Genomic DNA, 24044 nt, shown 5'->3' with positions numbered 1-24044 from the left:
TTTTATGTTATCTCACCTCTCCCATCCTCTCACTTTCTCGCTTTCTCGCTTTCTCACTTTCTCACTTTCTCATTCCCGGAAGGCGCAATTTTTTAAGGTCTTCGGTATATTGTTTTACAGCCAGCAAGGCAGCGGTTCTGGCAGTGGCTTCCCGTTCCGCAAGCAAGGCTTCGGGGGCATAGTGTTCCCGGACAAAATGGGTGTTAAAATTCCCGGAACGGAAAGCCTCGCTCCGGCATACGAATTTCCCGAAAGGCAGAGTAGTTTCCACGCCTTTTACCGTATATCTGTCAATCGCAGCTATCATAGTCTGTATGGCTTCCTCCCGGGTTTGGCCATAAGAGATAAGTTTGGCCAGCATGGGGTCGTAATATATGGGAATATCCATGCCGGCCTCAAAACCGTTGTCTACACGAATTCCTTTGCCGGAAGGGAGATCATAACGTTCCAGGTTTCCCACGCTGGGGAGAAAATCGTTCAGAGGGTCTTCGGCATATACCCGAAGCTCCAGGGCGTGTCCCCGGATTTGAAGGTCATCCTGTTTCAGGGGAAGTGGCTCATTCCGGGCTACCCTTATCTGTAATTCTACCAGGTCGGTGCCTGTGATCAGTTCCGTTACAGGGTGTTCCACCTGGAGGCGGGTGTTCATTTCCAGGAAGTAGAAGTTCCGGTTCTCGTCCAGCAGGAACTCCACGGTACCGGCACCTGTATAATCACAGGCCCTGGCCACTTTTACGGCAGCTTCACCCATCGCAGAGCGAAGTTCCGGTGTAAGGATAACAGAAGGAGCTTCCTCGATCACTTTCTGGTGCCTGCGCTGTATGCTACACTCGCGTTCAAAAAGGTGGATGATATTGCCGTGGTTATCTGCCATGACCTGGATCTCCACATGCCTGGGCGAGGCAATATATTTTTCGATAAAAACAGCACCGTCCCCGAAGGAAGATGTGGCTTCGCTCACTGCCCGTTTCATTTGCGACTCCAGGTCTTTTTCGGTTTCCACCACGCGCATTCCCTTTCCACCGCCCCCGGCCGATGCTTTGATCAGTATCGGGTAGCCGATGTCCCCGGCAATACGTTTGGCGTGCTCAATATCGGTAATGGCTTTGTCCGTTCCCGGAACCATAGGAATGTTATAGGCTTTTACAGTTTCCTTGGCGGCCAGTTTACTGCCCATGACCCTGATGGATCGGGACTTCGGGCCTATAAAAGTGATGTTATTGGCCTCTGCTTTTTCCGCAAATCCAGCATTTTCACTCAGAAAGCCATATCCCGGATGGATGGCATCTGCTCCCAGTTCTCTGGCAACCCGGATAATAGTATCGGCGGCGAGGTATGATTTTTCCGGGGCAGCTTCCCCGATGCAAACCGCTTCATCTGCATATCTTACGTGAGGGGAGTCCCTGTCCGCTTCTGAATAAACGGCAACGGTGGCAATGCCCATTTTTTGTGCTGTACGCATCACGCGGATAGCAATTTCTCCCCGGTTAGCTATCAATATTTTTTTCACCCCAAAAAGTTTAGGTTAAACAATGACATCTTTTGTTGTATTGGTAGTTCTGGTACGAAGGATAGGACGTACGCTCATATGGGTTGTTTTATAGTTATCCTTCTTCAAATGCTATCAGCAACTGGTCTTTGTCCACAGCATCTCCCCGGGCCACCATTATGGATTTAATAAGGCCGCTGCGGGGCGAAAGGATGATATTTTCCATTTTCATGGCCTCCAGTACGATCAGGGTATCGTTTTCCTCAACATGCTGTCCCGTTTCCGCCTGTATGTCCAGGACAAGGCCTGGCATCGGGGCTGTAATTTCGGAGACATGCCCGGCTTCCCCCCGGGCAAACCCCATGTCTTCGATGAGCTGGTCCAGGGCATCCGATATTTTTACGGTGTAGATCTCACCATCCAGGCTGACCGTATAGGTTTTGCGTAGAAAATCCGTTTCCAGTATTTCCGCGTTGAGGGACTGGTGATTTTTCAGAATGTGATAGGAACCCTGTCCGGTTTTGATCATATCGGGAAGAGCCGTGTTACGGGTGTCGATCACAAAATCGAAGGTATTGTTAACCTTTACTTTATATGTTTTGTCCATAGACAATCAATTATTAGCATACACATTGCGGGGTAGGAGTGGCCTGGAAATGTTGAGTGCTGGTATAAAGATATGAAATGCCCATTTATCAAATGTCAAATCGATCGATAATGTTCTTAGGGCATTCTATCTGACCTATTGAAAACAAATAAAAAATAACAGATAAATTCTTCTGTATTAGAGCTTAAACCGGGAATTGGTCTGGTGTTTTTTTATGACCTTTCGGGACAAAAAGAGACCGATAGCAAGTGATATGACGGCCCCGGTCCATGTTCCCGGAATAAAGTTTATAAACAGGAAAAAGTCGTAAGCTCCGTGAAATATGGCGGCCAGAAACAATCCGCATAAATTGAGCACAGCCTTGTTGCGGGAAAATTTGGCTTTTCCCATAAAATATCCCATGAGCACACCAAAAGTGGCATGGGCGGGAACTGCTGTAAAAGCTCTTAGCAATGCCACTTCATAACCTCCTTCGAGTACATAGAAAATGTTCTCGGTTGCCGCAAAACCCATAGATACCATTACCGCATAGACAATCCCGTCAAAAGGTTCGTTAAAAGCCTTATTGGGCTGGGCAAAATAACGAACAATGACATATTTGCTGAATTCTTCGGTAAGCCCAACTACCAGGAAGGCCTTTATGAATTGTTGCCATATGTTGTAATTATCCGGTAAGGGGAGCATGGTCTGGTATACCATCGAAATAATGGTGGTAATAATAATACTGGCTACGGCCCCCAGGACAAAACTGAAAAAAAGCAGACGTAACGGCTCTTTCTCGTACTTGTCCTTGATGTAGATATAAATAATAACAGCGGCAACTGGCGCCAGGGCGGAAATTATTATGTTCATGGACGAAAAATAATCAAAAAATGACAATACTGTACAGGAATGTCAGGGAATTTTTCCCTGGGATTGGGTAAAAGTATGGACAATCGACTTTATTTTCAGCTCTGCGGATTGAGCGCTATGATTAAATTGGTGCATTAGCATTTCGGTTTCTCCCGATCGCCAAACCTCATTTATTGCCTCTGTTGCTCTCTATCAATCTGAGCCAATTAACTATTTTTCCGGAGGGTGTAATAAAAAAATCTAGTAAATCCATAGATTATAAAGAATTATATCATACATTTGCATTTAAAACCCATTAACCTATCGACTAAATAGACTAATAGAGATGCAGAGCTTTAGAACAGAAATAGAAAATCCCGTTGTTGAAAAAGAGATCATTGAACTGGAACGAAAAATACGTTTGTTCCGCGAAGGGAAAACGGATGAAGAGCGCTTCAAGAGCCTGCGCCTGGCCAGGGGGATCTATGGTCAGCGGCAGCCGGGGGTGCAGATGATACGTATAAAGTTGCCTTACGGAAAGGTGACGAGCGAACAGTTACATCGTATAGCTGATGTTTCTGACGAATATTCTACCGGACGCCTGCACATAACCACCAGGCAGGACATACAGATCCACTATGTAAACCTGGACAGGACCCCCGAATTGTGGGCAGAACTGTCAAAAGACGATGTGACCATCCGGGAGGCCTGTGGTAATACTGTACGTAATGTTACGGGAAGTGAAACCGCAGGAATTGATGTTGACGAACCCTTTGATGTTACTCCGTATGCCGATGCCACTTTCCGGTATATGTTGAGGAACCCCATAGGGCAGGAAATGGGGCGTAAGTTTAAAATATCTTTTTCTGCCTCTGATGAAGACACGGCATTGAGTTATATGCACGATCTGGGTTTTATTCCCAGGATCAAAGACGGAAAACGGGGGTTTAAGGTATTGCTCGGAGGAGGGCTCGGATCACAGCCCCGGCATGCCGATGTGATCTATGAATTTCTGGAAGAAGACCGCCTCATTCCGCTTATTGAAGGTGTGGTCCGTATTTTCGACCGCTACGGCGAACGGTCCAAGCGCATGAAAGCCCGGATGAAATTCCTGATAAAAAGTGTCGGGGTAGAAGAGTTTATGCGTCTTGTGGAGGAGGAGCAAAAGGCATTGCCTTTCGATAAATATCCTATCAACACTGATGGATTTGACGGTCATGCCACCGCATTGAAAACCCTGGAAAATATAAAGGTGCCCGAAGTAGATATAGAAGATAAGAAAGCCTATGAAGGATGGAAAAAGACCAATGTCATCCCGCAAAAGCAGGAAGGGTTTGTCGCTATCGGCATCAAAGTACTCCTGGGAGATTTTTATACGGACAAAGCCAGGAAGCTGGCCGACCTGATTAGGGATTATGCAGGGAATGAAGTGCGTTTCTCCCTCAGGCAAAATATCCTGGTACGTCATGTCCGGGAAGACCTGCTGCCATTCTTCTATACAGAACTGCGCAAACTGGGCTTTACCAATGCCGGCTACAATACCACGGGAGATGTTACCGCCTGCCCCGGCACCGATACCTGTAACCTGGGAATCGCCAACAGTACCGGGATAGCAGAAGTGCTGGAAGGCGTGTTAAAGGAAGAATACCCGGAATATCTGAATAACAAGGATGTAGCCATAAAAATAAGCGGTTGTATGAATGCCTGCGGGCAGCACATGATGGCGCATATCGGTTTCCAGGGCATGTCCATAAGGTCCGGAAAACTGGTGGCTCCCGCATTGCAGGTATTGCTAGGAGGCGGTGTGCTGGGTAACGGGAACGGAAGGTTTGCTGATAAGGTGATAAAAATACCCAGTAAACGAGGTCCCCAGGCCCTGAGAACTATCCTGGACGACTTTAAGGATCATGCGGAAAGCAAAGAAACTTTTCTGGATTATTACGACAGACAGGGAAAAACGTATTTTTACGAGATCCTTAAACCGCTTTCGGATACGGACAACCTCACCGAAGATGACTTCAAGGATTGGGGGCATACCGAAGATTATAAACAGGAAGTTGGTGTGGGAGAATGTGCCGGTGTGGTCATAGACCTGGTAGCAACCCTGCTGTTCGAAAGCGAGGAAAAGATAGACAATGCCATAAAATCCATTGAGGAGCAGCGCTGGTCAGATAGTATTTACCATGCTTATTCCGCACTGATAAATACTGCTAAGGCCCTGTTGTTGTCTGAAAACAAGAAGACCAATACCCATGCCGGGATTGTAAAGCAGTTCCAGGAAGTGTTTGTAGACGAAGGAAAAATAGAACTGGACAAGAAAGCAGGAAAGACCTTTGCAGACCTGGTATACCAGATCAACAAAAACGAGCCGTCTGGAGATTTTGCAAAAAAATACCTGGCCGATTCCCGGTCTTTCTTTAACCAGATCAAGAGCTACAGGGAGCAGGAACTGGTGGCTAGTTAAGATAAGAAATATTTGAGATTGGCGGTAAGGCCATCTATATAGACAGGCTGTTTTTAGATATACATGAAAAGACCAAAATTAATATTAGTAGGAGCAGGTCCGGGAGATGCAGAGCTTATTACCCTGAAAGGGGTAAAAGCATTGCAATCGGCAAATGTAGTGCTGTATGATGCCCTGATCAACAGGGATATCCTGGAGCATGCCTCTGGAGCGAAGAAGATATTTGTCGGAAAACGAAAAGGATATCACGCCCGTTCGCAGGAAGAGATCAACAAGCTTATCGTGCAGCATGCTTTTGAATCCGGAACGGTGGTGAGGCTCAAGGGGGGCGATCCCTTTATTTTCGGACGTGGTACTGAAGAGATCGATTATGCCGAGAGCTTTGGAGTGGAGACCGAAACAGTACCCGGAATAACCTCTTCTGTGGCTGTCCCCGCATACCAGGGTATTTCCCTGACCAAAAGACATGTGGCCGAGAGTTTTTGGGTGATAACAGGCACCACATCTTCCGGGAAACTGTCCGGGGATGTCCGGCTTGCCGCACAGTCTACTGCCACTGTGGTGATACTGATGGGAATGAGCAAGATCAACCAGATCATGCAACTGTTCCGGAAAGCCGGAAAAGGCGAAGTTCCCGTAGCGGTTATCCAGAATGGCACTACGGCCAATGAGTATTTCGGTTGCGGGACCGTAGATACCATAGATGAGGTAGTCCGTGATAAAAAGCTGGGATCACCCGCTATTATTGTGATAGGGGAGGTTGTAAGGCAAAGTGTAAAACTCCGGGGACTGTATGAAGAAGTGAATACCCTGGCTCCGCATGTATTCGGCCCGGAGGGGAAAAATGTGAAACTGTTTAAACGATAATGTCCCGCTGGGAAAAGATACTATGAAAAAGAACGAACTATACCCGGTATTCCTGAAGTTACACGAACTCAATGTGCTGATCGTGGGGGCCGGGAATGTAGGCTATGAAAAGTTGTCCTTTATGCTGAAATCCAGTCCCAATGCCAGGGTGATCGTAGTGGCTGAGGAGTTTAGTGAAGAAGTTAGGGTACTGGCAGAAGAACATGGCGTACCCCTGTTGCATAGACCGTATACCACCAATGTGTTGCATAAAAAACATCTGGTCATAGCTGCTACTAACGATCCGGAGGTAAACAAACAGATATGTGAGGATGCCCGCGAAAGGAATATACTGGTCAACGTGGCCGATACTCCGGAGCTGTGCGATCTTTATCTCGGCGGAATTGTTACCAAGGGTAATGTAAAGATCGCTATATCCACCAATGGAAAGTCACCCACCATGGCCAAAAGATTGCGGCAGCTCTTCGAAGAGATCATCCCCGACGATATTGACGAACTCGTAGAAAACCTGAACCAATACCGCAGCACTCTCAGGGAAAATTTCGAAAATAAAGTGGAAAAACTGAATCATATAACGAAGTCATTCATTAACAAAAGCTAAGTGAATTTATTCTTGGGGGGCTCCAAATAAACCTCCCTCCGCCAAAAAAAATTGCTACGAAAAAGAAAAAATTAACACTACTAAATATTATAACAGAAACAGAAAATGATAAAGACGGATATTTTAATCATCGGAGCGGGACCCACAGGTCTGTTTACGGTTTTTGAGGCCGGGTTGTTAAAATTAAAGACGCATTTAATAGATGCCCTTCCACAACCCGGAGGGCAATGTTCGGAGTTGTATCCTAAAAAACCCATTTACGATATTCCCGGATTTCCTGAGATCAAAGCAGGTGATCTGGTGGATAACCTGATGGAGCAGATAAAACCCTTTAGCCCCGGATTTACACTGGGAGAACGGGCCGAGACCATTGAAAAGCTCGAAGATGGGACGTTTATCGTTACCACCAATAAAGGTACGAAACACCATGCCCCGGTCATCGCTATCGCCGGAGGATTGGGGTCTTTCGAGCCCAAGAAGCCTCTTATAGACAATATTGCGAACTACGAAGACAAGGGTGTATCTTATATGATAAAAGACCCGGAAGTTTACCGGGACAAGAAGGTAGTGATCGCCGGGGGAGGAGATTCTGCACTCGACTGGTCTATTTTCCTGGCCGATGTAGCATCTGAAGTAACCCTGGTGCACCGCAGGAACGAATTTCGCGGGGCCCTGGATTCCGTGGAAAAAGTGGGAGAACTGGCCAAACTCGGAAAGGTCAACCTCATAACCCAGGCCGAAGTGGTAGGGCTACTCGGTGAAAACGAGTTAAATTCTGTAGTGATACGACATAAAGACGAGGGAGAATTTATCCATGAAGCAGACCATTTTATCCCTCTGTTCGGACTGTCTCCCAAACTGGGGCCTATTGCCAACTGGGGACTGGAAATCGAAAAGAATGCTATCAAGGTAGACAATTCGTATGATTATTCCACCAATGTCCCGGGCATATATGCCATAGGGGACGTCAACACCTATAAAGGAAAACTAAAGCTGATCCTCTCCGGTTTCCACGAGGCTGCTATCATGTGCCAGAGTGCCTACCAACGTATATTCCCGGACAAACGGTATGTTATGAAATACACCACCGTAGGCGGAATACAAGGTTTCGACGGCACCAAAAAAGAAGCCAAGAAAGAGGTTATCAAGGCCATCGAGGTATAAACAACCCGTAGGGGTGCAATGCATTGCACCGATGATCCGCTTAGAACATATATTGCACAACAGCCCTGCCGGATATCCGGGGAGGGCTGTTTATCAATAAAAAACAACAATTCGCTTGCAAAAGAAAAAGGTATTACATTTCTTTGCAATCTGATTTATTGCTCAGACGTAAAGACTACAAGATGCAAGGCATAAGATATGTAAAAAAGTCATATGTCGTAAGTCATGAAGTCATAAGTCAAATTTATTGAATTAAGTTATCAAGAAAGGCAGAGGGACTAGACCCGGCGAAGCCTTAGCAACCCTCCACTGCGGAGAAGGTGCTAAATTCTACCCTGCATCGGCAGGGACAGATGACAAAAATACTTCCCGTATTTTTCCCCTGTTTCCTGATAACTTTCTATAATTTAACCGATCGTTATAAGCCCGATATTTATAGCTAAGACGGTCATTAACCGTATCATCTTATGAGTGCGTTAAGAGAAGAACTGCAAAAAAGGATACTGGTGCTGGACGGGGCCATGGGAACCATGCTCCAGAGATACCAGTTTACGGAAGAAGACTTCCGGGGAGAGCGTTTCAAAGACTATCCGCACCCGTTGAAAGGGAATAACGACCTGTTGTCATTAACCCAGCCAAAAGCGATTGCAGAGATCCATGCCAGTTATTTCGAAGTCGGGGCAGATATTGTGGAGACTAATACTTTTTCGGGCACTACAATAGCCATGGCCGATTATTATATGGAAGACCTGGTTTATGAGCTGAATTACGAGTCGGCCAGGATCGCCCGTGAAGTGGCTGATGAGTTTACCGCTAAAAACCCGGAAAAGCCCAGGTTTGTCGCCGGAGCCATTGGCCCCACAAACAAAACGGCAAGCATGTCGCCCGATGTCAACGACCCGGGATACAGAGCTGTCAGTTTCGACGAACTCAAAACAGCATATAAACAACAGGTGGAAGCGCTTGTGGATGGCGGGGTAGACATTCTTCTCGTAGAGACCATTTTCGATACCCTGAATGCCAAGGCTGCACTTTTTGCCATAGAAGAAATGAAAGAAGAACGGGGGTTGGATACCCCTGTCATGGTTAGCGGCACTATTACCGATGCTTCCGGGAGAACCCTTTCCGGGCAGACCGTAGAGGCCTTTTTGATATCCATTACCCATATTCCGCTGTTGAGCGTAGGTTTCAACTGTGCGCTCGGAGCCGACCAGCTGAAACCCTACCTGAAGCGCCTGGGGCAGAATACCGATCTCAATATTTCGGCACACCCCAACGCAGGCCTGCCCAATGCCTTTGGAGAATATGACCAGACACCGGAAGAAATGCAGGCCCTGATCAGGGAATACCTGGACGACAACCTGATAAACATTATCGGGGGATGTTGCGGGACCACCCCGGAACACATCCGCCTCATAGCAGAAGCAGCGGCCCGGTACAGCCCCCGAAAACAAAACACAGAAACCGTAGGGGCGTAATGCATTAAGCCCCCACCACAGTAAGGACGTGATATTTTACGTCCCAATCAAACAGTAAGGGCGTAATATTTTACGCCCCAACCCATAATAATGGAAATGTAATATCATTACATCCAATAAAATATATCGGTCGAGAGAGGTGGAAAAGGAAATAACAGAAGAAAATCAGTTTGAAAATGGGGGAGGAGAAGGTGCCCGGAGAACGGTTAGGCCGTTAAGGCTGTCCGGTCTTGAACCTTTGATCATAACCCCTGAGAGCAATTTTATCAACATCGGTGAACGTACCAACGTAACCGGTTCGCGAAGGTTCCTGCGCCTCATCAAGGAGGAAAAATATAACGAAGCCCTGGAAGTAGCCCGGGCACAGGTAGAAGGCGGCGCCCAGATCATCGATGTGAACATGGACGAAGGAATGATAGACGGTGTGAGCATCATGACCACATTTCTCAACCTGATCGCATCCGAACCGGATATCGCCCGTGTACCGATCATGATCGACAGTTCCAAATGGGAGATCATCGAGGCCGGGCTCAAGGTCGTACAGGGAAAATGTATCGTAAATTCCATCAGCCTGAAAGAAGGAGAGGAGACCTTTATCCGTCATGCCAAAACTATCAGGCGATACGGTGCTGCGGTTATTGTCATGGCTTTTGACGAGGTAGGCCAGGCCGATAATTACGAGCGCAGGATAGAAATATGCAAACGCTCCTACGATATTCTGGTAGATAAGGTAAAGTTTGCGCCGGAAGACATCATATTCGACCCCAATATCTTCCCGGTAGGCACCGGAATGGAGGAACACCGTAAGAATGCGGTAGACTTTTTCAGGGCCGCCAAATGGATACGGGAAAACCTTCCTTATGCCAGTGTAAGCGGAGGGGTGAGTAACGTTTCTTTTTCCTTCAGGGGGAATAATGCGGTGCGGGAAGCCATGAATGCTGCATTTCTGTACCATGCCATACAACACGGTATGAACATGGGGATCGTAAACCCCGAAATGCTGGAGGTATACGATGAAATTCCAAAAGAACTGCTGGAATATATAGAAGACGTACTGCTCGACCGGAGGGACGACGCCACAGAGCGGCTCCTGGATTATGCTGAAAAAGTGAAAGGCAACGGAAAGTCCTCAGAGAAAAAACTGCAGGAATGGCGTTCCGGAAACCTTCAGGAACGGGTCACCCATGCGCTGGTAAAAGGAATAGACGAATTTATAGAAGGCGATGTGGAAGAGGCCCGGCAACAGGTAGATAAACCCATAGAAGTCATCGAAACCTACCTGATGAACGGAATGAACGTCGTAGGCGATCTCTTCGGAAGCGGAAAGATGTTCCTGCCCCAGGTGGTAAAATCCGCCCGGGTGATGAAAAGGGCGGTGGCCTATCTTCTGCCTTTCATTGAAGAAGAAAAGAAAAAACTTCCCGCAGGGACCGAGACAAAGGCCGTCGGGAAAATACTTATGGCCACGGTCAAAGGCGATGTTCACGATATCGGTAAAAATATTGTAAGTGTAGTACTCGGATGTAATAATTATGAAGTGCTGGACCTTGGTGTCATGGTACCGCCCGAAAAGATCATTCAGACTGCCATGGACGAAAATGTGGACATTATAGGCCTCAGCGGACTAATCACCCCGTCATTGGACGAAATGGTTTACCTGGCCAAAGAACTGGATAAACTCGAAATTAATATACCGGTACTCATCGGGGGAGCAACGACATCGAGAGCACATACAGCCGTAAAAATAGCCCCCGCATACCGGGAGACGGTAGTACATGTCAACGATGCCTCGCGTGCGGTAACCGTAGCCAGTAACCTGCTCAACGAAAAGACAAAAAAGGAGTATTGCAGGTCCGTCCGGGAAGAATACGACAAGTTGCGCGAAGGTTTCCTGAGCAGGTCAAAAGTAAAAGAATACCTTACTATTGAAAAAGCCCGCGAAAATAAACTGCAACTGGAATGGGACGGTTACAAACCAATGAAGCCCAAAAAACCGGGAGTTCACAGCATTGAAGTCAATCTGGAAGAATTACTGGATTATATAGACTGGACACCTTTTTTCCGCACCTGGGACCTGCACGGCAAATATCCGGATATCCTTACCGACAAGGTAGTAGGAGAGCAGGCTACATCCCTCTTTGAAGATGCCCGGGAAATGCTGGCTGTTCTCATTGGAGAAAAATGGTTAAAGGCCAGGGGAGTTTACGGATTGTTCCCGGCAAACCAGGTCAATGACGATGATATCGCTATCTATGACGAGGACGGAAATCAAATAGATACCTTCCTCACCCTGAGGCAGCAGTCCAAAAAGAACAAAAGGGTTTCGAATATAGCCCTGGCCGATTTCGTAGCTCCCGAAAGCGCAGGTATCCGGGATTATGTCGGCGCCTTTTGTGTGTCTGCCGGATTTGGGGTAGAAGAAAAGGCTGCTGAATTTGAAAAAAAGTTTGACGATTACAACTCCATCATGGTAAAAGCCCTGGCCGACAGGCTTGCCGAGGCCTTTGCCGAATACCTGCACGAAAAAGTGCGAAAGGAGTTCTGGGGATATGCTGCCAAAGAATCCCTGACCAATCAGGAACTCATAAAGGAATCATATAAAGGCATTCGCCCTGCACCAGGCTATCCTGCCTGTCCGGATCACCTGGAAAAAAGAACCATCTGGAAGCTGCTGAATGCCGAGGAAAATAGTGGGGTAGCACTTACCGAAAGCCTGGCCATGTGGCCCGCATCATCCGTTTCCGGATACTATTTCGGACATCCCGAAAGCAAGTATTTCGGACTGGGAAAGATCAAGGGCGACCAGGTAGCCGATTATGCCAAAAGAAGGGGAATCCCCCTAGAAGAAGCCCAGAAATGGCTTAGCCCCAACATAGCAGATTAACCCGTAAAGCCGTTGCATGCAACGGCTACACAGTAAGTGTCCTCAAAAAGTAAAGTGACCACAAAAAAATAACTAAACGAGTGAAGGTAACAGAACACATAGAACGAGCCAACGGAAAAACCCTGTTTTCGTTTGAGATCGTTCCCCCGCAAAAAGGAGCGAACATACAGGAATTATACAACAATATAGACCCTTTAATGGAGTTCGATCCGCCGTTTATTGATGTAACCACCTCCAGGGAGGAATATGTTTATATAGAAAAGGAAGGCCTGCTGGACCGTAAGATCGTAAGAATGCGTCCCGGAACAGTGGGGATCTGTGCGTCCATAAAACACAAGTTTAATGTAGACACCATACCCCATGTGCTCTGTGGCGGATTTACCAAAGAAGAAACCGAATACATGCTGGTAGATTGCCACTACCTGGGCATAGAAAACGTCATGGCCCTTCGCGGAGATGCGATGAAACACCAGCGTTATTTTGAACCCACAAAAGGTGGGCATGCCTATGCCGACCAACTGGTAAAACAGATAAAGGATGTTACCAGGGGAAAATACCTGCACGATGTGGTAGAGACCAACAACAATCCTGATTTTTGCATAGGAGTGGCCGGATATCCGGAAAAACACCTGGAAGCCCCTTCGCTGGATTACGACCTGAAGAAGCTCCAGGAAAAAGTGAATGCCGGGGCGGATTATGTAGTGACCCAGATGTTTTTTGATAACAGTAAATTTTTTGAATTTGTAGAAAAAGCAAGGGAAATAGGGATCAATGTCCCCATCATCCCCGGGATTAAACCCATAGCAGTGAAAAGACATCTGCAATTGTTGCCACAGGTATTTAAGATCGATATTCCCGAAGAACTTATCCGTGCCGTGGAGCAATGTAAGAACAACAAGGAAGTCCGCCAGGTGGGTATAGAATGGGGAATACAACAGTCCAGGGAGCTCAAGGAGGCCGGTGTCCCCGTGCTGCACTACTATTCCATGGGAAAATCAAACAACATCAAGGCCATTGCTTCGGAAGTGTTTTAATAAGACGTAGGACAAAAAGACGTAAGACATAAGATATAAAAGAGAGTGTTCTGAAGTCCTATGTCTTATGCCGTGTAGTCTTAGGTCGGTTCTCCTGCGTTATGTAGAAAATAAAATATACTTTTGTGCTGAACTCAACGGCATGAAGAAAGTTTTTACTGTCTTTTTTATTTTGTTTCAGGTGTTTGTCTCCGGCCAGGAAAAAAGGGAAGGGAACAAACACTTTTCCTATGTGGATGCCAGTTATTTCTATGGGAATATAGCGCTTCATAACACCGATATACAACATCTTATCACAGCTCATCCGGAAGGGATGATCCTGGGCTGGAGCCGGAAGACTTTCGGGCAAAAAGCATGGGAACAGCTATACAACTATCCCGATTACGGGCTTTCCTTCAGTTATCAAAACCTGAAAAACGAATACCTGGGGAAAAACTACGGCCTTTACGCCCACTACAATTTCTATTTCTTTAACCGTAACCTGATGCTAAGGGTGGGGCAGGGACTGGCCTATACTACCGATCCGTACGACAAAGAAGAAAATTACCGGAACATTGCTTTCGGGTCGCAGATCATGAGCAGTACCTACCTGATGCTCAACTATAAAAAAGAGCGGATCCTCGACCGGTTGGGCCTGCAGGCCGGATTTTCCCTGATCCACTATTCCAATGCCAACGTAAAGGCACCCAACACCAGTATCAACAGTATCACCTTCAATGTCGGGGTCAATTATCAACTGGACGAAGAACAACCGGAATTTATACGAGCCGCTGCCCGCGAAAAATTTACGGAACCTGTGAGGTACAATATGGTTTTCCGTTCCGGAGTAAATGAAAGCGATATTGTAGATAGCGGGCAGTATCCCTTTTATATCTTTTCCTTTTATGCCGATAAGCGGTTGAGCCGGAAAAGCGCCGTACAGTTAGGGACCGAAGTGTTCTATTCCAATTTTCTGAAAGAATATATAAAATTTAAGAGCATAGCCTATCCCGAAGACGGAATTTCCGGCAGGGAAGATTACAAAAGGACCGGGATTTTCGCAGGGCATGAACTGTTTGTAAACAAACTGTCTCTCGTTACACAATTGGGGTATTACCTGTATTACCCGGTAGATTTCGAAGGGCGTTTTTACCAGCGCATAGGCCTGAAATATTATATTAGCCCCAAATTATTCGGGGCATTGACCCTGAAAACACATGCTGCCAAAGCAGAAGCAGTAGAATTTGGGGTGGGGATCAGATTTTAGATTTTAGATATCGGATAATAGAAAAATGTAAAGACAGATCTACGGTTGCTGAACGGAGTCGGAGCATGCGGCCTCACCAGAATATTACGAACAAATGAAGACAAACATATACATCATCCTGGTTATTTTTCTTTTTGCCTGCGACAGCGAAAATGCCGGAGACTGTCTTAAAACAGCAGGAAGTACCGTACAGAAAAAAGTCGAAACAGAGGTTTTTTCCCGTATTTTAGTGAACGAAGGAGTAGCAATGGTGCTGAAAGAAGCCGAAGAGTACAGCGTTGTTATAGAAAGCGGAAAAAATCTACTCAATGATATTCGTGCAGAAGTACTGGAGGGGCAGTTGACCCTTTCCAATGATGCCACCTGCAATTTTTTCCGGGACTACGATGGTACGACGATCTATGTAACTGCGCCAAACATTACCGAAATAAGGAGCTCCACCCAACTGGATATCCGCTCGGAAGGAGTGCTTACCTATCCGGATATCAGGATCGTTTCCGAAAATTACGGGAGTGATTATCAAAATGTAGGGAATTTTTACCTGAACATTGAAAACAATAGTTTCCGGCTGGTATTTAACAACCTGTCCAACTGTTACTTGGAAGGAAGTACCAAAAAAATGAACCTCTTTCTCGCCGCCGGAAATTCCCGTATCGAAGCCGCCGGTTTTCAGGCCGATGAAGTCGAAATTTATCACCGCAGTTCTAACGATATTATCGTCAACCCTATACAAGCTATTAGGGGAGATATATACAGTACCGGAAACGTCATTTCCGTAAACCGTCCTCCGATGGTGGAAGTGATGGAGCATTACAAGGGAGAATTGCGGTTTGAAGAATAGCTTGATTTCTCGAAAGGATTACAGGGTAATCAGTGCAAAAATTATCGTTGTAGAGAGGAGGTTATCGTAGCTTCACTTGCTCAGTATTTCTGCTTGTTGTTGACAAATTTTGGGACTTTTTGTCAGCGATAGTGTATCTATATTAGAATGTAAATTCTGTGATTAGGCAAAATACCTGAGAGATATTTTATTTTCAAATATTCCGGGTTTATATATTGTTGATAAACCGTAGGAAATAAAATGATGAAATACGATCCTGAAAAACACAACAAGCGTTCAATTCGACTGCCCGGATATGATTATGCCAGAGAAGGTGCATATTTTATTACCATTTGTACCAAAAACAGGGAGTGCTGTTTTGGGAAAATAGATCATAGAAAAATGGTACCGTCGGATATTGGCAAAATTGTAGAGGAAGAATGGATTAAAGGGCCTGTTTTACGGCTGGATATGAATTTAAAATTGGGTGAATTTGTGGTGATGCCCAATCATTTTCACGGGATTATCGTTATCGGGGAAAATCAATATAATATGCGGGACGAATCGGCCCGTAGGGGCGCAATGCATTGCGCCCCTACTACAATGCATTGTATCCCTACACATGGTAATACCGCGAAAAACCAATTCGGGCCGCAATACAAAAACCTGGCATCTGTTATTCGTGGGTTTAAAATTGGGGTGACCCGAAATGCCCGCCCGATTATCCCGAGTTTTGCGTGGCAATCGGGGTTTTACGATCGTATTATCAGGGACAAACAGGAATATGACCGGATTGTAAAATATATTTCGGATAATCCAGGAAATTGGGAAAAAGGCGATTTGTTATGAATGGTTGAGGCGCAATGCATTGCGCCCCTACGGTTTGTTCCCCGTCAATTCCCGGAACAAACTTTCCAGGTTTTTGTTCTTCTTGTTCAGCTTCAGGGTTTTTAACCCATTGTCATGGGCAAAATCGAACACGGCCGGACGCATGTCTTTGGTTGTATTGAACCGCAGCTCGTAAACAAAATCATAAATATTGTTCACCGACTGTACCTGGGGAAGGTTTTCCAGCAATAACGGTTCCACGCGATAATCAAATTCCACTTCGATGATCTGTTCTGTCCCTTCACGGAGGGAAGCCAGTTTTTTATCGGCCACTATCTCCCCTTTGTTAATGATTATAACACGGTCGCAAATGGCTTCGACTTCCTGCATGATATGTGTGGAGAGCAGTACGGTCTTTTCCTGTCCCATATCGCGTATCAAACTCCTTATTTCTATCAGTTGGTTGGGGTCGAGGCCTGTGGTGGGCTCGTCCAGGATAAGCACTTCCGGGTCATGAAGCATGGCCGCAGCCAGTCCGGTGCGCTGGCGGTATCCCTTGGAAAGCTGCCCTATCTTTTTATGTGCTTCAGGGGAGAGCCCCGTAAGATCAATGACCTCTTTGATCCTTTCCTTGCCGGTCTTTTTTCCCGCTGATCCGTAAATGGAAGCGCTGAAGCCCAGGTATTCCTTTACGTACATATCGAGATATAAAGGATTGTGTTCGGGCAGGTAACCTATGCTTTTCTGTACATCCTTTTTTTGAGTGGCCACGTCAAAACCGTTCACCCGGGCCTGTCCGCCATTGGCAGCAATGTAAGTGGTGAGTATCTTCATCATGGTAGACTTTCCGGCGCCGTTGGGACCGAGAAACCCGACAACCTCGCCCTTTTTCAGGGAAAAGGATACATCGTTAAGGGCCTTCTGACTTCCGTAGGCTTTAGAGATATGGGTAACTTCTATAGACATGACAACGATAATATTGGTTCCGTCTTCAAAAATACATAAACGGAAATTAAGGCCAGTGCAAAATGTGTCTTAAAAAGAAGGTGTCCCCTCTGCCTGCGGCATCTCCCCCCAAGGGGGAGAAAATTATCAGCTTAACAAACACATAATATAGAACAATTCCTCCCTTTGGGGGGAGGTCCCGAAGGGGAGGGAGATTCCTTCTTTATTTGGTAATCTTAATATGCTAATTAAAACCACATTATATTCCCGATTTGACATTTTTTGTGGTTTTTTCAGAAAATTCAAAAAAAATCCTTTTCGGGTGTTGGCTATTTCAAATTTATAATTACTTTAGCAGCGTCAAATGGAGTAAACAATGATCAAGACTTCTTATAACTGGAACTTCTATTTTTTCTTCTTTTACTTTTTTAGAGGGAGAACGGGACGGTTATAGGTTGTTTTGAACACAAAGATATTATGACGAGTCCCGGTTTTTCCGGGACTTTTTTTTGGCCTGAACTGGCCGTAACCCTAAAAATATGCAGGTAATTCAGTAATATGAACGAAAAAGTAGCCATACAGGGAATAAAAGGTTCTTTTCACCACCAGGTGGCAAGAGAATACTTCAGGGATAATGTTGATATCCTGGAATGCCTTTCTTTCGATATTCTGGTCGACAGTCTCCTGGACAAAGCAGTGGGCAGTGCCGTTATGGCCATAGAAAATTCCATTGCCGGGTCCATTATTCCCAATTATGCATTGATAGACAGTAATCAATTGCATATCATAGGAGAACACTATGTAAACATTCACCATAACCTGATGGCTTTGCCGGGCCAGGAGATTAAAGATATAAAGGAAGTATACTCACATCCTATGGCCCTGTTGCAGTGTAAACGGTTTTTTAAGCAGTTTCCGCATATAAAACTCGTAGAGGATGCCGATACGGCCGAAACGGCCCGAAGGATCCGGGAAAACAAGCTCGAGGGCATAGGGGCCATAGCCAGTAAAACAGCGGCAGAACTGTTCGGTATGGAAATACTGGCCGATGATATACAGACCATAAAAGACAATTCTACCCGCTTTGTGATCATACAGACCCAAAATTCCGTATTGCCTGAAGGAGAGATCAACAAGGCGTCGGTAAAATTCATGACCGACCACAAACGCGGAAGCCTGGCCACCGTGCTCAACGTAATGAGCGATTGCCGGTTGAACATGACCAAGATACAATCCCTTCCCGTGATTGAAACCCCCTGGAAATATTCCTTTTTCGTGGATGTCACTTTCGAAAGGTATGACGATTTTAAAAAGGCAAAATCCCTGTTGCAGATCATGACAGAAGAGTTTAAGATACTCGGTGAATACAAAAACGCAAAACTATGATAGAGGTAGCCAAACGATTATATACGGTAGAAGAATACTACTTTTCCCGGAAGCTCCGGGAGGTAAGGCAGCTTATTTCCGATGGAAAACCGATCATAAACATGGGCATCGGAAGCCCCGACCTGCACCCTGCTCCTGAGGTCATAAAGGCATTGCAGGACTCCGTGGCAGATACCCTGGCCCACCAGTACCAGAGCTACCAGGGCTTACCGGAACTGCGCGAAAGTATAAAGGGTTTTTACCGGGAGCGGTTTGGAGTGACGCTGGAAAGAGATACGGAGATCCTGCCGCTTATGGGGTCTAAAGAAGGGATCATGCATATTTCCATGGCCTTTCTGAACGAAGGCGATGAAGTACTGATCCCGGACCCCGGGTATCCGACCTATACTTCGGTGACCAAACTTGTAGGGGCAACCCCCAGGTATTACAACCTGACAGAAAGCAACGGCTGGCTGCCCGACCTCGATGCATTGGAAAAAGAAGACCTGAGCAGCGTAAAGCTCATGTGGCTCAACTATCCGCATATGCCTACCGGGACCAATGCCACCAAAGCACTGTATTCAAAACTGGTGGCCTTTGCCCGGAAAAACAAAATACTCCTGGTCAATGACAATCCTTATAGCTTTGTGCTGAACGATACCCCGTCGAGTATTCTTCAGGCCGAAGGGGCAAAGGACGTAGCCCTGGAGCTCAACTCCCTGAGCAAGACGTTCAACATGGCCGGATGGCGTGTGGGCATGGTATTGGGAAATGAAAAGAACATCAACGCCATACTGAAGGTAAAGAGCAATATGGACAGCGGTATGTTCTACGGCATTCAGAAAGGGGCCATAGCCGCCCTGAAATGTTCGGAGGACTGGTACGAGAGCATCAATAATGTATATGGAGAACGAAGGGAACTGATGTACCGTCTGGCAGAAAAACTGGGATGTACATACGATAAAAACGCAGTGGGCATGTTTATTTGGGCCAAACTCCCGGAAAGCGTAGCCTCCGCAGAAACCTTTATCGATAAAATACTGTATGATAAAAGCATTTTTATCACCCCCGGAACCATTTTCGGGAAAAACGGCGAAGGCTATATCCGTTTTTCCCTTTGCATTCCAAAGGAAAAAATACAGGAAGCCATAAACAGAATATAATTAAATGTAGAGACGTACGGTTGTACGTCTCCCCTGGAGAAATAACGGCAATAAAAAGTTACAACAAAGGAAAAAGGCCTGACCTTTCTCCAACAGATAAACAAACAGTAAAATGACAAACGTATTCGTAATAGGCCTCGGACTGATAGGCGGATCTTTTGCCCTCGATATCAAATCGGTACGCGGGCATGCGGAGATCCACGGGATTGACACGAACGAAGACCACCTGAACGAGGCCCTGGACCTGGGGCTTATCGATAAAAAGGCCGGTATGGAAGACCTTGAAAAGGCTGATATCGTTATTGTTGCCATTCCCGTGAGCACAAGCCTGGGACTGCTTCCCGAAATACTGGACCTGGTCCGTGACGATGCGGTGGTATTTGATGTGGGGTCTACCAAGTCCCTGATCTGTGAAGCGGTGGCCGATCACCCCAAACGGAGGAATTTCCTGGCGGCCCACCCTATTGCCGGGACGGAGTTTTCCGGCCCGTCGGCTGCCCTGAAAGGATTGTACAAACACAAGGTGAACATTATATGCGAGGTAGAAAAGACTGCCTTTAAGTTACAGGAAAAAGTGCTGAAGCTGTTTGCCGACATCGGGATGCGTATCCGGTACATGGACCCGGCATCGCACGACCGGCATATTGCTTATGTGTCTCATTTGTCACACATCAGTTCTTTTATGTTGGGAAAGACGGTTATTGAAAAAGAAAAGAATGAACGCGATATTTTTGACATGGCGGGAAGTGGTTTCGAAAGCACCGTACGCCTGGCCAAGAGTTCCCCTGCCATGTGGGCCCCTATTTTTGAACAGAACAAGGCCAATGTCATAGAGACCCTGGATGAGTATATCGGCAATTTGCAACAATTCAGGGAATTGATGGAAAAAGGTGATTTCGAAGCCATCTATAACGAAATGGAAAACACCAACAGGATAAAAGAAATATTAAAGGGAATTAACGTCCCAACCCCGTGACCTCACGGAATATGCATACCCCGTAGAGACGTACGGCCGTACGTCTCCCCTCCGGGGAATAACAAAAAAATAAAAACCAAAAACGACGATTTACAAATTAAAAAACGATCATGGAAAATTCGAAAGAGATGAGAACATGGCTGGACGATCTGGGACTGGACCACCCTCTGGTCATTGCCGGGCCATGCAGTGCCGAAACAGAAGAACAGGTATTAAAAATAGCGCATGAGCTTAAAGATAGCGATGTAAGTTATCTGCGTGCAGGGATCTGGAAACCCCGTACACGCCCCGGTAATTTTGAAGGTGTAGGAGCACTGGGATTGAAATGGCTGCAAAAAGCCAAGGAAGAGACCGGAATGCTTACAGCTACCGAAGTGGCCAACGCTGCCCACGTAAAACTGGCCCTGGAGCACGACGTAGACCTGCTTTGGATCGGAGCACGATCTACCGTGAGCCCGTTTATCGTACAGGAAATAGCCGATGCCCTCAACGGAACAGACAAGGTGGTACTGGTAAAAAACCCGGTAAACCCCGACCTGGCCCTGTGGCTCGGAGGAATAGAACGCCTGCATTCGGCCAATATTAAAAAGCTGGGAGTGATCCACAGAGGCTTTTCTACCTACGAAAAGAGCAAATACAGGAATATCCCCGAATGGCAACTGGCCATTGAACTGCAAAACAGGTTCCCCGACCTGCCGCTGATCTGCGACCCGTCTCACATCACCGGTAAACGCGACATGATCTTTGACGTAGCGCAGACCGCACTAGACCTGAATTTCGACGGATTGATGATCGAAACCCACAACGACCCGGACAACGCCTGGAGCGATGCCGCACAGCAGGTTACCCCTTCAAGGCTTATCCAGATCATGCAAGACCTGAAAATAAGAAAGGAAACCGATGCCGAAGCCGAATACAACAACAAGCTGGGAACCCTCCGTGCCCAGATCGACGTCATAGATAACGGCCTTGTTGAAACCCTTGGCAGGCGTATGAAGATATCCGATGAGATAGGGGCGCTTAAAAAACAGAAGAACGTAGCCGTATTGCAGAGCAAACGCTGGAACGAGATCCTCGGAAGAATGATACTCGAAGGCCAGGAAAAAGGGTTGAGCGAGGAGTTTGTCCTGAAAATGTTCAAGGCCATTCACCAGGAATCAATCAACCACCAGGAGAAAATATTAAAAGCGTAAATTTGTAGACTATACAAATTTTCGTAATTAATATTTTGAAGTTGTCGTAAAGAATTAAATACTATACTGTCACCCCGAGCGTAGTCGAGGGGCTTCTTCTACCGAAGACATCTCGACTGCGCTCGATGTGACAGGTGTGTTAAAAGATGACAATTTCCCAGGAAAAAAGCCTATGACAGGAACAGTCTACAAATCTACCGGAAGTTGGTACACGGTAAAAACTGCCGAAGGGCAGGTCTACGAATGCAGGATAAAAGGAAAATTCCGCATCAAAGGCATAAAAAGTACCAGCCCTGTAACCGTGGGTGATGTGGTGGATTTTGAGTCTGAGTCTGAAAACAGTGTTGGCACGGGCGTCATCACCCATATTCACGACCGCATGAATTACATTGTCCGGCGGTCGGTAAACCTGTCCAAGCAGAAGCATATTATTGCGGCCAACATCGACCAGGCCTTTCTGCTGGTCACCCTGAAAAACCCGTTGACCCTCACTACTTTTATAGACCGTTTCCTGATTACGGCCGAGGCTTATGATATCAGGGCCGTCCTGGTTTTCAGCAAGGCAGACCAATACGATGAAGAAGAGCTGCTGGAAGTAAAATACCTTGCAGCCATGTATCGCCAGATCGGTTATGAATGTATAGGTGTTTCTACGGTAACCGGTAAAAATGTAGATCAGGTAAAGGAGTTGATGAAGGGAAAGGTAAGCATGTTCTCAGGTCATTCCGGGGTAGGGAAATCGACCCTGGTCAATGCCATAGCACCGAAGCTGAACCTCAGGACAGCCAAAATTTCTGAGCAGCACAAGCAGGGGCAGCATACCACCACCTTTGCAGAGATGTTCGACCTCGATTTTGGCGCAAAGATCATCGATACTCCCGGTATCAAGGGATTTGGGATCATCGATATGGAAAAAGAGGAAATAGGCGATTATTTTCCCGAGTTTTTTGCCCTTAAAAGCGAATGCAGGTTTAACAATTGCCTTCATGTAGACGAACCCCATTGTGCTGTAAAGCAGGCCCTGGAAGACGGCGAGATCCTCTGGAGCAGGTACAAGAGCTATTTACAGATCCTGGAAGGCGAAGAAGAAAGTTACCGTACAGATATCTACGGCGAAGAATAAATTATTCAGAAAAAGAACCCCCGTAGAGTCACACGGCCGTGTGACTCTATTGTGTAATCGTGTAGATAAAACATATGCGTGCAGTAATACAACGTGTCAGCGAAGCAAGTGTAACCATAGAAGGAAACATAAGATCATCCATAAGATCGGGATTGCTGGTCCTCCTCGGTATAGAGGATGCCGATACTGCAGAAGACATAGGCTGGCTATCGCGAAAAATAACCCAGATCCGTATCTTTAACGATGAGCATGGTGTGATGAACAGGTCGGTCACCGACACCGGCGGCGATATTATTGTCGTAAGCCAGTTTACCCTTCATGCCTCGACCAAAAAAGGAAACCGCCCCTCGTATATCAGGGCGGCCAAACCCGAAGTATCCGTACCACTTTACGAAGCCTTTGTAAAGCAAATAGAAGAGGACCTCGGCAAAAAAGTGGGAACCGGGGAATTTGGTGCCGACATGAAAGTGGCCCTGGTCAACGACGGCCCGGTCACCATTATTATCGATACCAGGGATAAGCAGTAAAAACCTAATCTAATATCTGATATCTAACATCTGAAAACTATGAACCTAAAAAACGCCCAGCAGGAAGTAGATGCATGGATCAAAGAACACGGAGTCCGTTACTTTAACGAACTGACCAATATGGCCCAGCTCACCGAAGAAGTAGGCGAAGTGGCCCGTATCATTGCCAGGAGATATGGAGAACAAAGCGAAAAGGAAAGCGATAAAGAAAAAGACCTGGGAGAAGAGCTGGCAGACGTGGTGTTCGTAGTCCTTTGCCTGGCCAACCAGACCGGTATAGACCTGCAATCGGCCTTTGACAAAAAGATGGACAAAAAGGCGAAACGCGACCACGACCGCCATCACAACAACGAAAAGTTAAAATAAATAATTAATGAATGTAGGGGCTATCTAAGAAGTAATTATTGCGTCACCCTGAATCCCGATACATCGGGATTCA

21 protein-coding genes and 1 riboswitch are annotated in these 24044 nt (G+C 46.4%); of the genes, 17 read left to right on the top strand and 4 right to left on the bottom strand.

The genetic code is table 11. The features are described 5' to 3' along the window. Nucleotides 1-61: 61 nt before the first annotated feature. From accC to KN811_RS08675, 3 genes are all read right to left on the bottom strand, one after another. Nucleotides 62-1510 carry an acetyl-CoA carboxylase biotin carboxylase subunit gene (gene accC / locus KN811_RS08685; protein WP_187965349.1) on the bottom strand — a complete coding sequence of 483 codons (1449 nt, stop codon included), beginning with the start codon at nucleotides 1508-1510 and terminating at the stop codon, nucleotides 62-64. Nucleotides 1511-1604: 94 nt separating this feature from the next. Next, nucleotides 1605-2096: an acyl-CoA carboxylase biotin carboxyl carrier protein subunit gene (locus tag KN811_RS08680; protein ID WP_187965348.1), complete on the bottom strand. Its 492-nt coding sequence runs from the start codon at nucleotides 2094-2096 to the stop codon at nucleotides 1605-1607. 177 nt (nucleotides 2097-2273) lie between these two features. Next, complete coding sequence (locus KN811_RS08675) at nucleotides 2274-2948, bottom strand: PrsW family intramembrane metalloprotease (protein WP_187965347.1); 675 nt, start codon at nucleotides 2946-2948, stop codon at nucleotides 2274-2276. Nucleotides 2949-3273: 325 nt separating this feature from the next. Here KN811_RS08675 and KN811_RS08670 point away from each other — a divergent pair, with 325 nt between their 5' ends. From KN811_RS08670 to KN811_RS08625, 10 genes are all read left to right on the top strand, one after another. Further along, nucleotides 3274-5391 (top strand): HEPN domain-containing protein, encoded by a 2118-nt coding sequence (locus tag KN811_RS08670; protein WP_187965346.1) that lies wholly within the window; start codon nucleotides 3274-3276, stop codon nucleotides 5389-5391. Nucleotides 5392-5454: 63 nt separating this feature from the next. After that, nucleotides 5455-6258 carry a uroporphyrinogen-III C-methyltransferase gene (gene cobA, locus KN811_RS08665; RefSeq protein ID WP_187965345.1) on the top strand — a complete coding sequence of 268 codons (804 nt, stop codon included), beginning with the start codon at nucleotides 5455-5457 and terminating at the stop codon, nucleotides 6256-6258. Between the two features lie 22 nt (nucleotides 6259-6280). After that, nucleotides 6281-6859: a precorrin-2 dehydrogenase/sirohydrochlorin ferrochelatase family protein gene (locus KN811_RS08660; protein WP_187965344.1), complete on the top strand. Its 579-nt coding sequence runs from the start codon at nucleotides 6281-6283 to the stop codon at nucleotides 6857-6859. Between the two features lie 105 nt (nucleotides 6860-6964). Further along, nucleotides 6965-8023, top strand: coding sequence for an NAD(P)/FAD-dependent oxidoreductase (locus tag KN811_RS08655; protein WP_187965343.1), 1059 nt, complete (start codon nucleotides 6965-6967; stop codon nucleotides 8021-8023). Nucleotides 8024-8277: 254 nt separating this feature from the next. Continuing rightward, nucleotides 8278-8383, top strand: a riboswitch (SAM riboswitch). A 107-nt stretch (nucleotides 8384-8490) separates the two neighbouring features. After that, nucleotides 8491-9501: a homocysteine S-methyltransferase family protein gene (locus KN811_RS08650; protein WP_187965342.1), complete on the top strand. Its 1011-nt coding sequence runs from the start codon at nucleotides 8491-8493 to the stop codon at nucleotides 9499-9501. 151 nt (nucleotides 9502-9652) lie between these two features. After that, a complete protein-coding gene (metH, locus tag KN811_RS08645; RefSeq protein WP_187965367.1) occupies nucleotides 9653-12385 on the top strand; it encodes a methionine synthase in 2733 nt (910 codons plus the stop codon). Nucleotides 12386-12465: 80 nt separating this feature from the next. Continuing rightward, entirely contained in the window at nucleotides 12466-13419 is a 954-nt protein-coding gene (metF, locus tag KN811_RS08640; RefSeq protein ID WP_187965341.1) for a methylenetetrahydrofolate reductase [NAD(P)H], read from the top strand. Between the two features lie 142 nt (nucleotides 13420-13561). Continuing rightward, complete coding sequence (locus KN811_RS08635; RefSeq protein ID WP_187965340.1) at nucleotides 13562-14665, top strand: acyloxyacyl hydrolase; 1104 nt, start codon at nucleotides 13562-13564, stop codon at nucleotides 14663-14665. Between the two features lie 94 nt (nucleotides 14666-14759). Next, on the top strand, nucleotides 14760-15506 hold the full coding sequence (locus KN811_RS08630; RefSeq protein WP_187965339.1) for a head GIN domain-containing protein: 747 nt from the start codon (nucleotides 14760-14762) through the stop codon (nucleotides 15504-15506). Between the two features lie 240 nt (nucleotides 15507-15746). Beyond that, nucleotides 15747-16334 (top strand): transposase, encoded by a 588-nt coding sequence (locus tag KN811_RS08625; protein WP_216334778.1) that lies wholly within the window; start codon nucleotides 15747-15749, stop codon nucleotides 16332-16334. A 27-nt stretch (nucleotides 16335-16361) separates the two neighbouring features. Here the strand turns inward: KN811_RS08625 and gldA are convergent, their stop codons facing one another. Continuing rightward, nucleotides 16362-17279, bottom strand: a complete 918-nt coding sequence (gene gldA, locus KN811_RS08620) for a gliding motility-associated ABC transporter ATP-binding subunit GldA (RefSeq protein ID WP_187965338.1) — start codon at nucleotides 17277-17279, stop codon at nucleotides 16362-16364. A 537-nt stretch (nucleotides 17280-17816) separates the two neighbouring features. On the opposite strand from gldA, the gene KN811_RS08615 reads away from it, so the two are divergent. The 7 genes from KN811_RS08615 (at nucleotide 17817) to KN811_RS08585 (ending at nucleotide 23971) form a co-directional block, all read left to right on the top strand. Next, on the top strand, nucleotides 17817-18644 hold the full coding sequence (locus KN811_RS08615) for a prephenate dehydratase (RefSeq protein WP_187965337.1): 828 nt from the start codon (nucleotides 17817-17819) through the stop codon (nucleotides 18642-18644). Next, a complete protein-coding gene (locus KN811_RS08610) occupies nucleotides 18641-19786 on the top strand; it encodes a pyridoxal phosphate-dependent aminotransferase (protein ID WP_187965336.1) in 1146 nt (381 codons plus the stop codon). The genes KN811_RS08615 and KN811_RS08610 overlap by 4 nt, the downstream gene beginning before the upstream one ends. A gap of 112 nt (nucleotides 19787-19898) precedes the next feature. Beyond that, nucleotides 19899-20762, top strand: a complete 864-nt coding sequence (locus KN811_RS08605; protein ID WP_187965335.1) for a prephenate dehydrogenase — start codon at nucleotides 19899-19901, stop codon at nucleotides 20760-20762. A gap of 110 nt (nucleotides 20763-20872) precedes the next feature. After that, entirely contained in the window at nucleotides 20873-21955 is a 1083-nt protein-coding gene (locus KN811_RS08600; RefSeq protein WP_187965334.1) for a bifunctional 3-deoxy-7-phosphoheptulonate synthase/chorismate mutase type II, read from the top strand. Between the two features lie 172 nt (nucleotides 21956-22127). Beyond that, nucleotides 22128-23078, top strand: coding sequence for a ribosome small subunit-dependent GTPase A (gene rsgA, locus KN811_RS08595; RefSeq protein ID WP_187965333.1), 951 nt, complete (start codon nucleotides 22128-22130; stop codon nucleotides 23076-23078). 74 nt (nucleotides 23079-23152) lie between these two features. Continuing rightward, on the top strand, nucleotides 23153-23605 hold the full coding sequence (gene dtd / locus KN811_RS08590) for a D-aminoacyl-tRNA deacylase (RefSeq protein WP_187965332.1): 453 nt from the start codon (nucleotides 23153-23155) through the stop codon (nucleotides 23603-23605). A 39-nt stretch (nucleotides 23606-23644) separates the two neighbouring features. Further along, on the top strand, nucleotides 23645-23971 hold the full coding sequence (locus tag KN811_RS08585; protein ID WP_187965331.1) for a nucleotide pyrophosphohydrolase: 327 nt from the start codon (nucleotides 23645-23647) through the stop codon (nucleotides 23969-23971). The last annotated feature ends 73 nt before the right edge of the window (nucleotides 23972-24044 follow it).

The sequence above is a fragment of the Sinomicrobium weinanense genome, assembly GCF_018863395.1.
GTDB lineage: Bacteria > Bacteroidota > Bacteroidia > Flavobacteriales > Flavobacteriaceae > Sinomicrobium > Sinomicrobium weinanense.
This window is presented reverse-complemented; position numbering and strand designations above follow the sequence as displayed.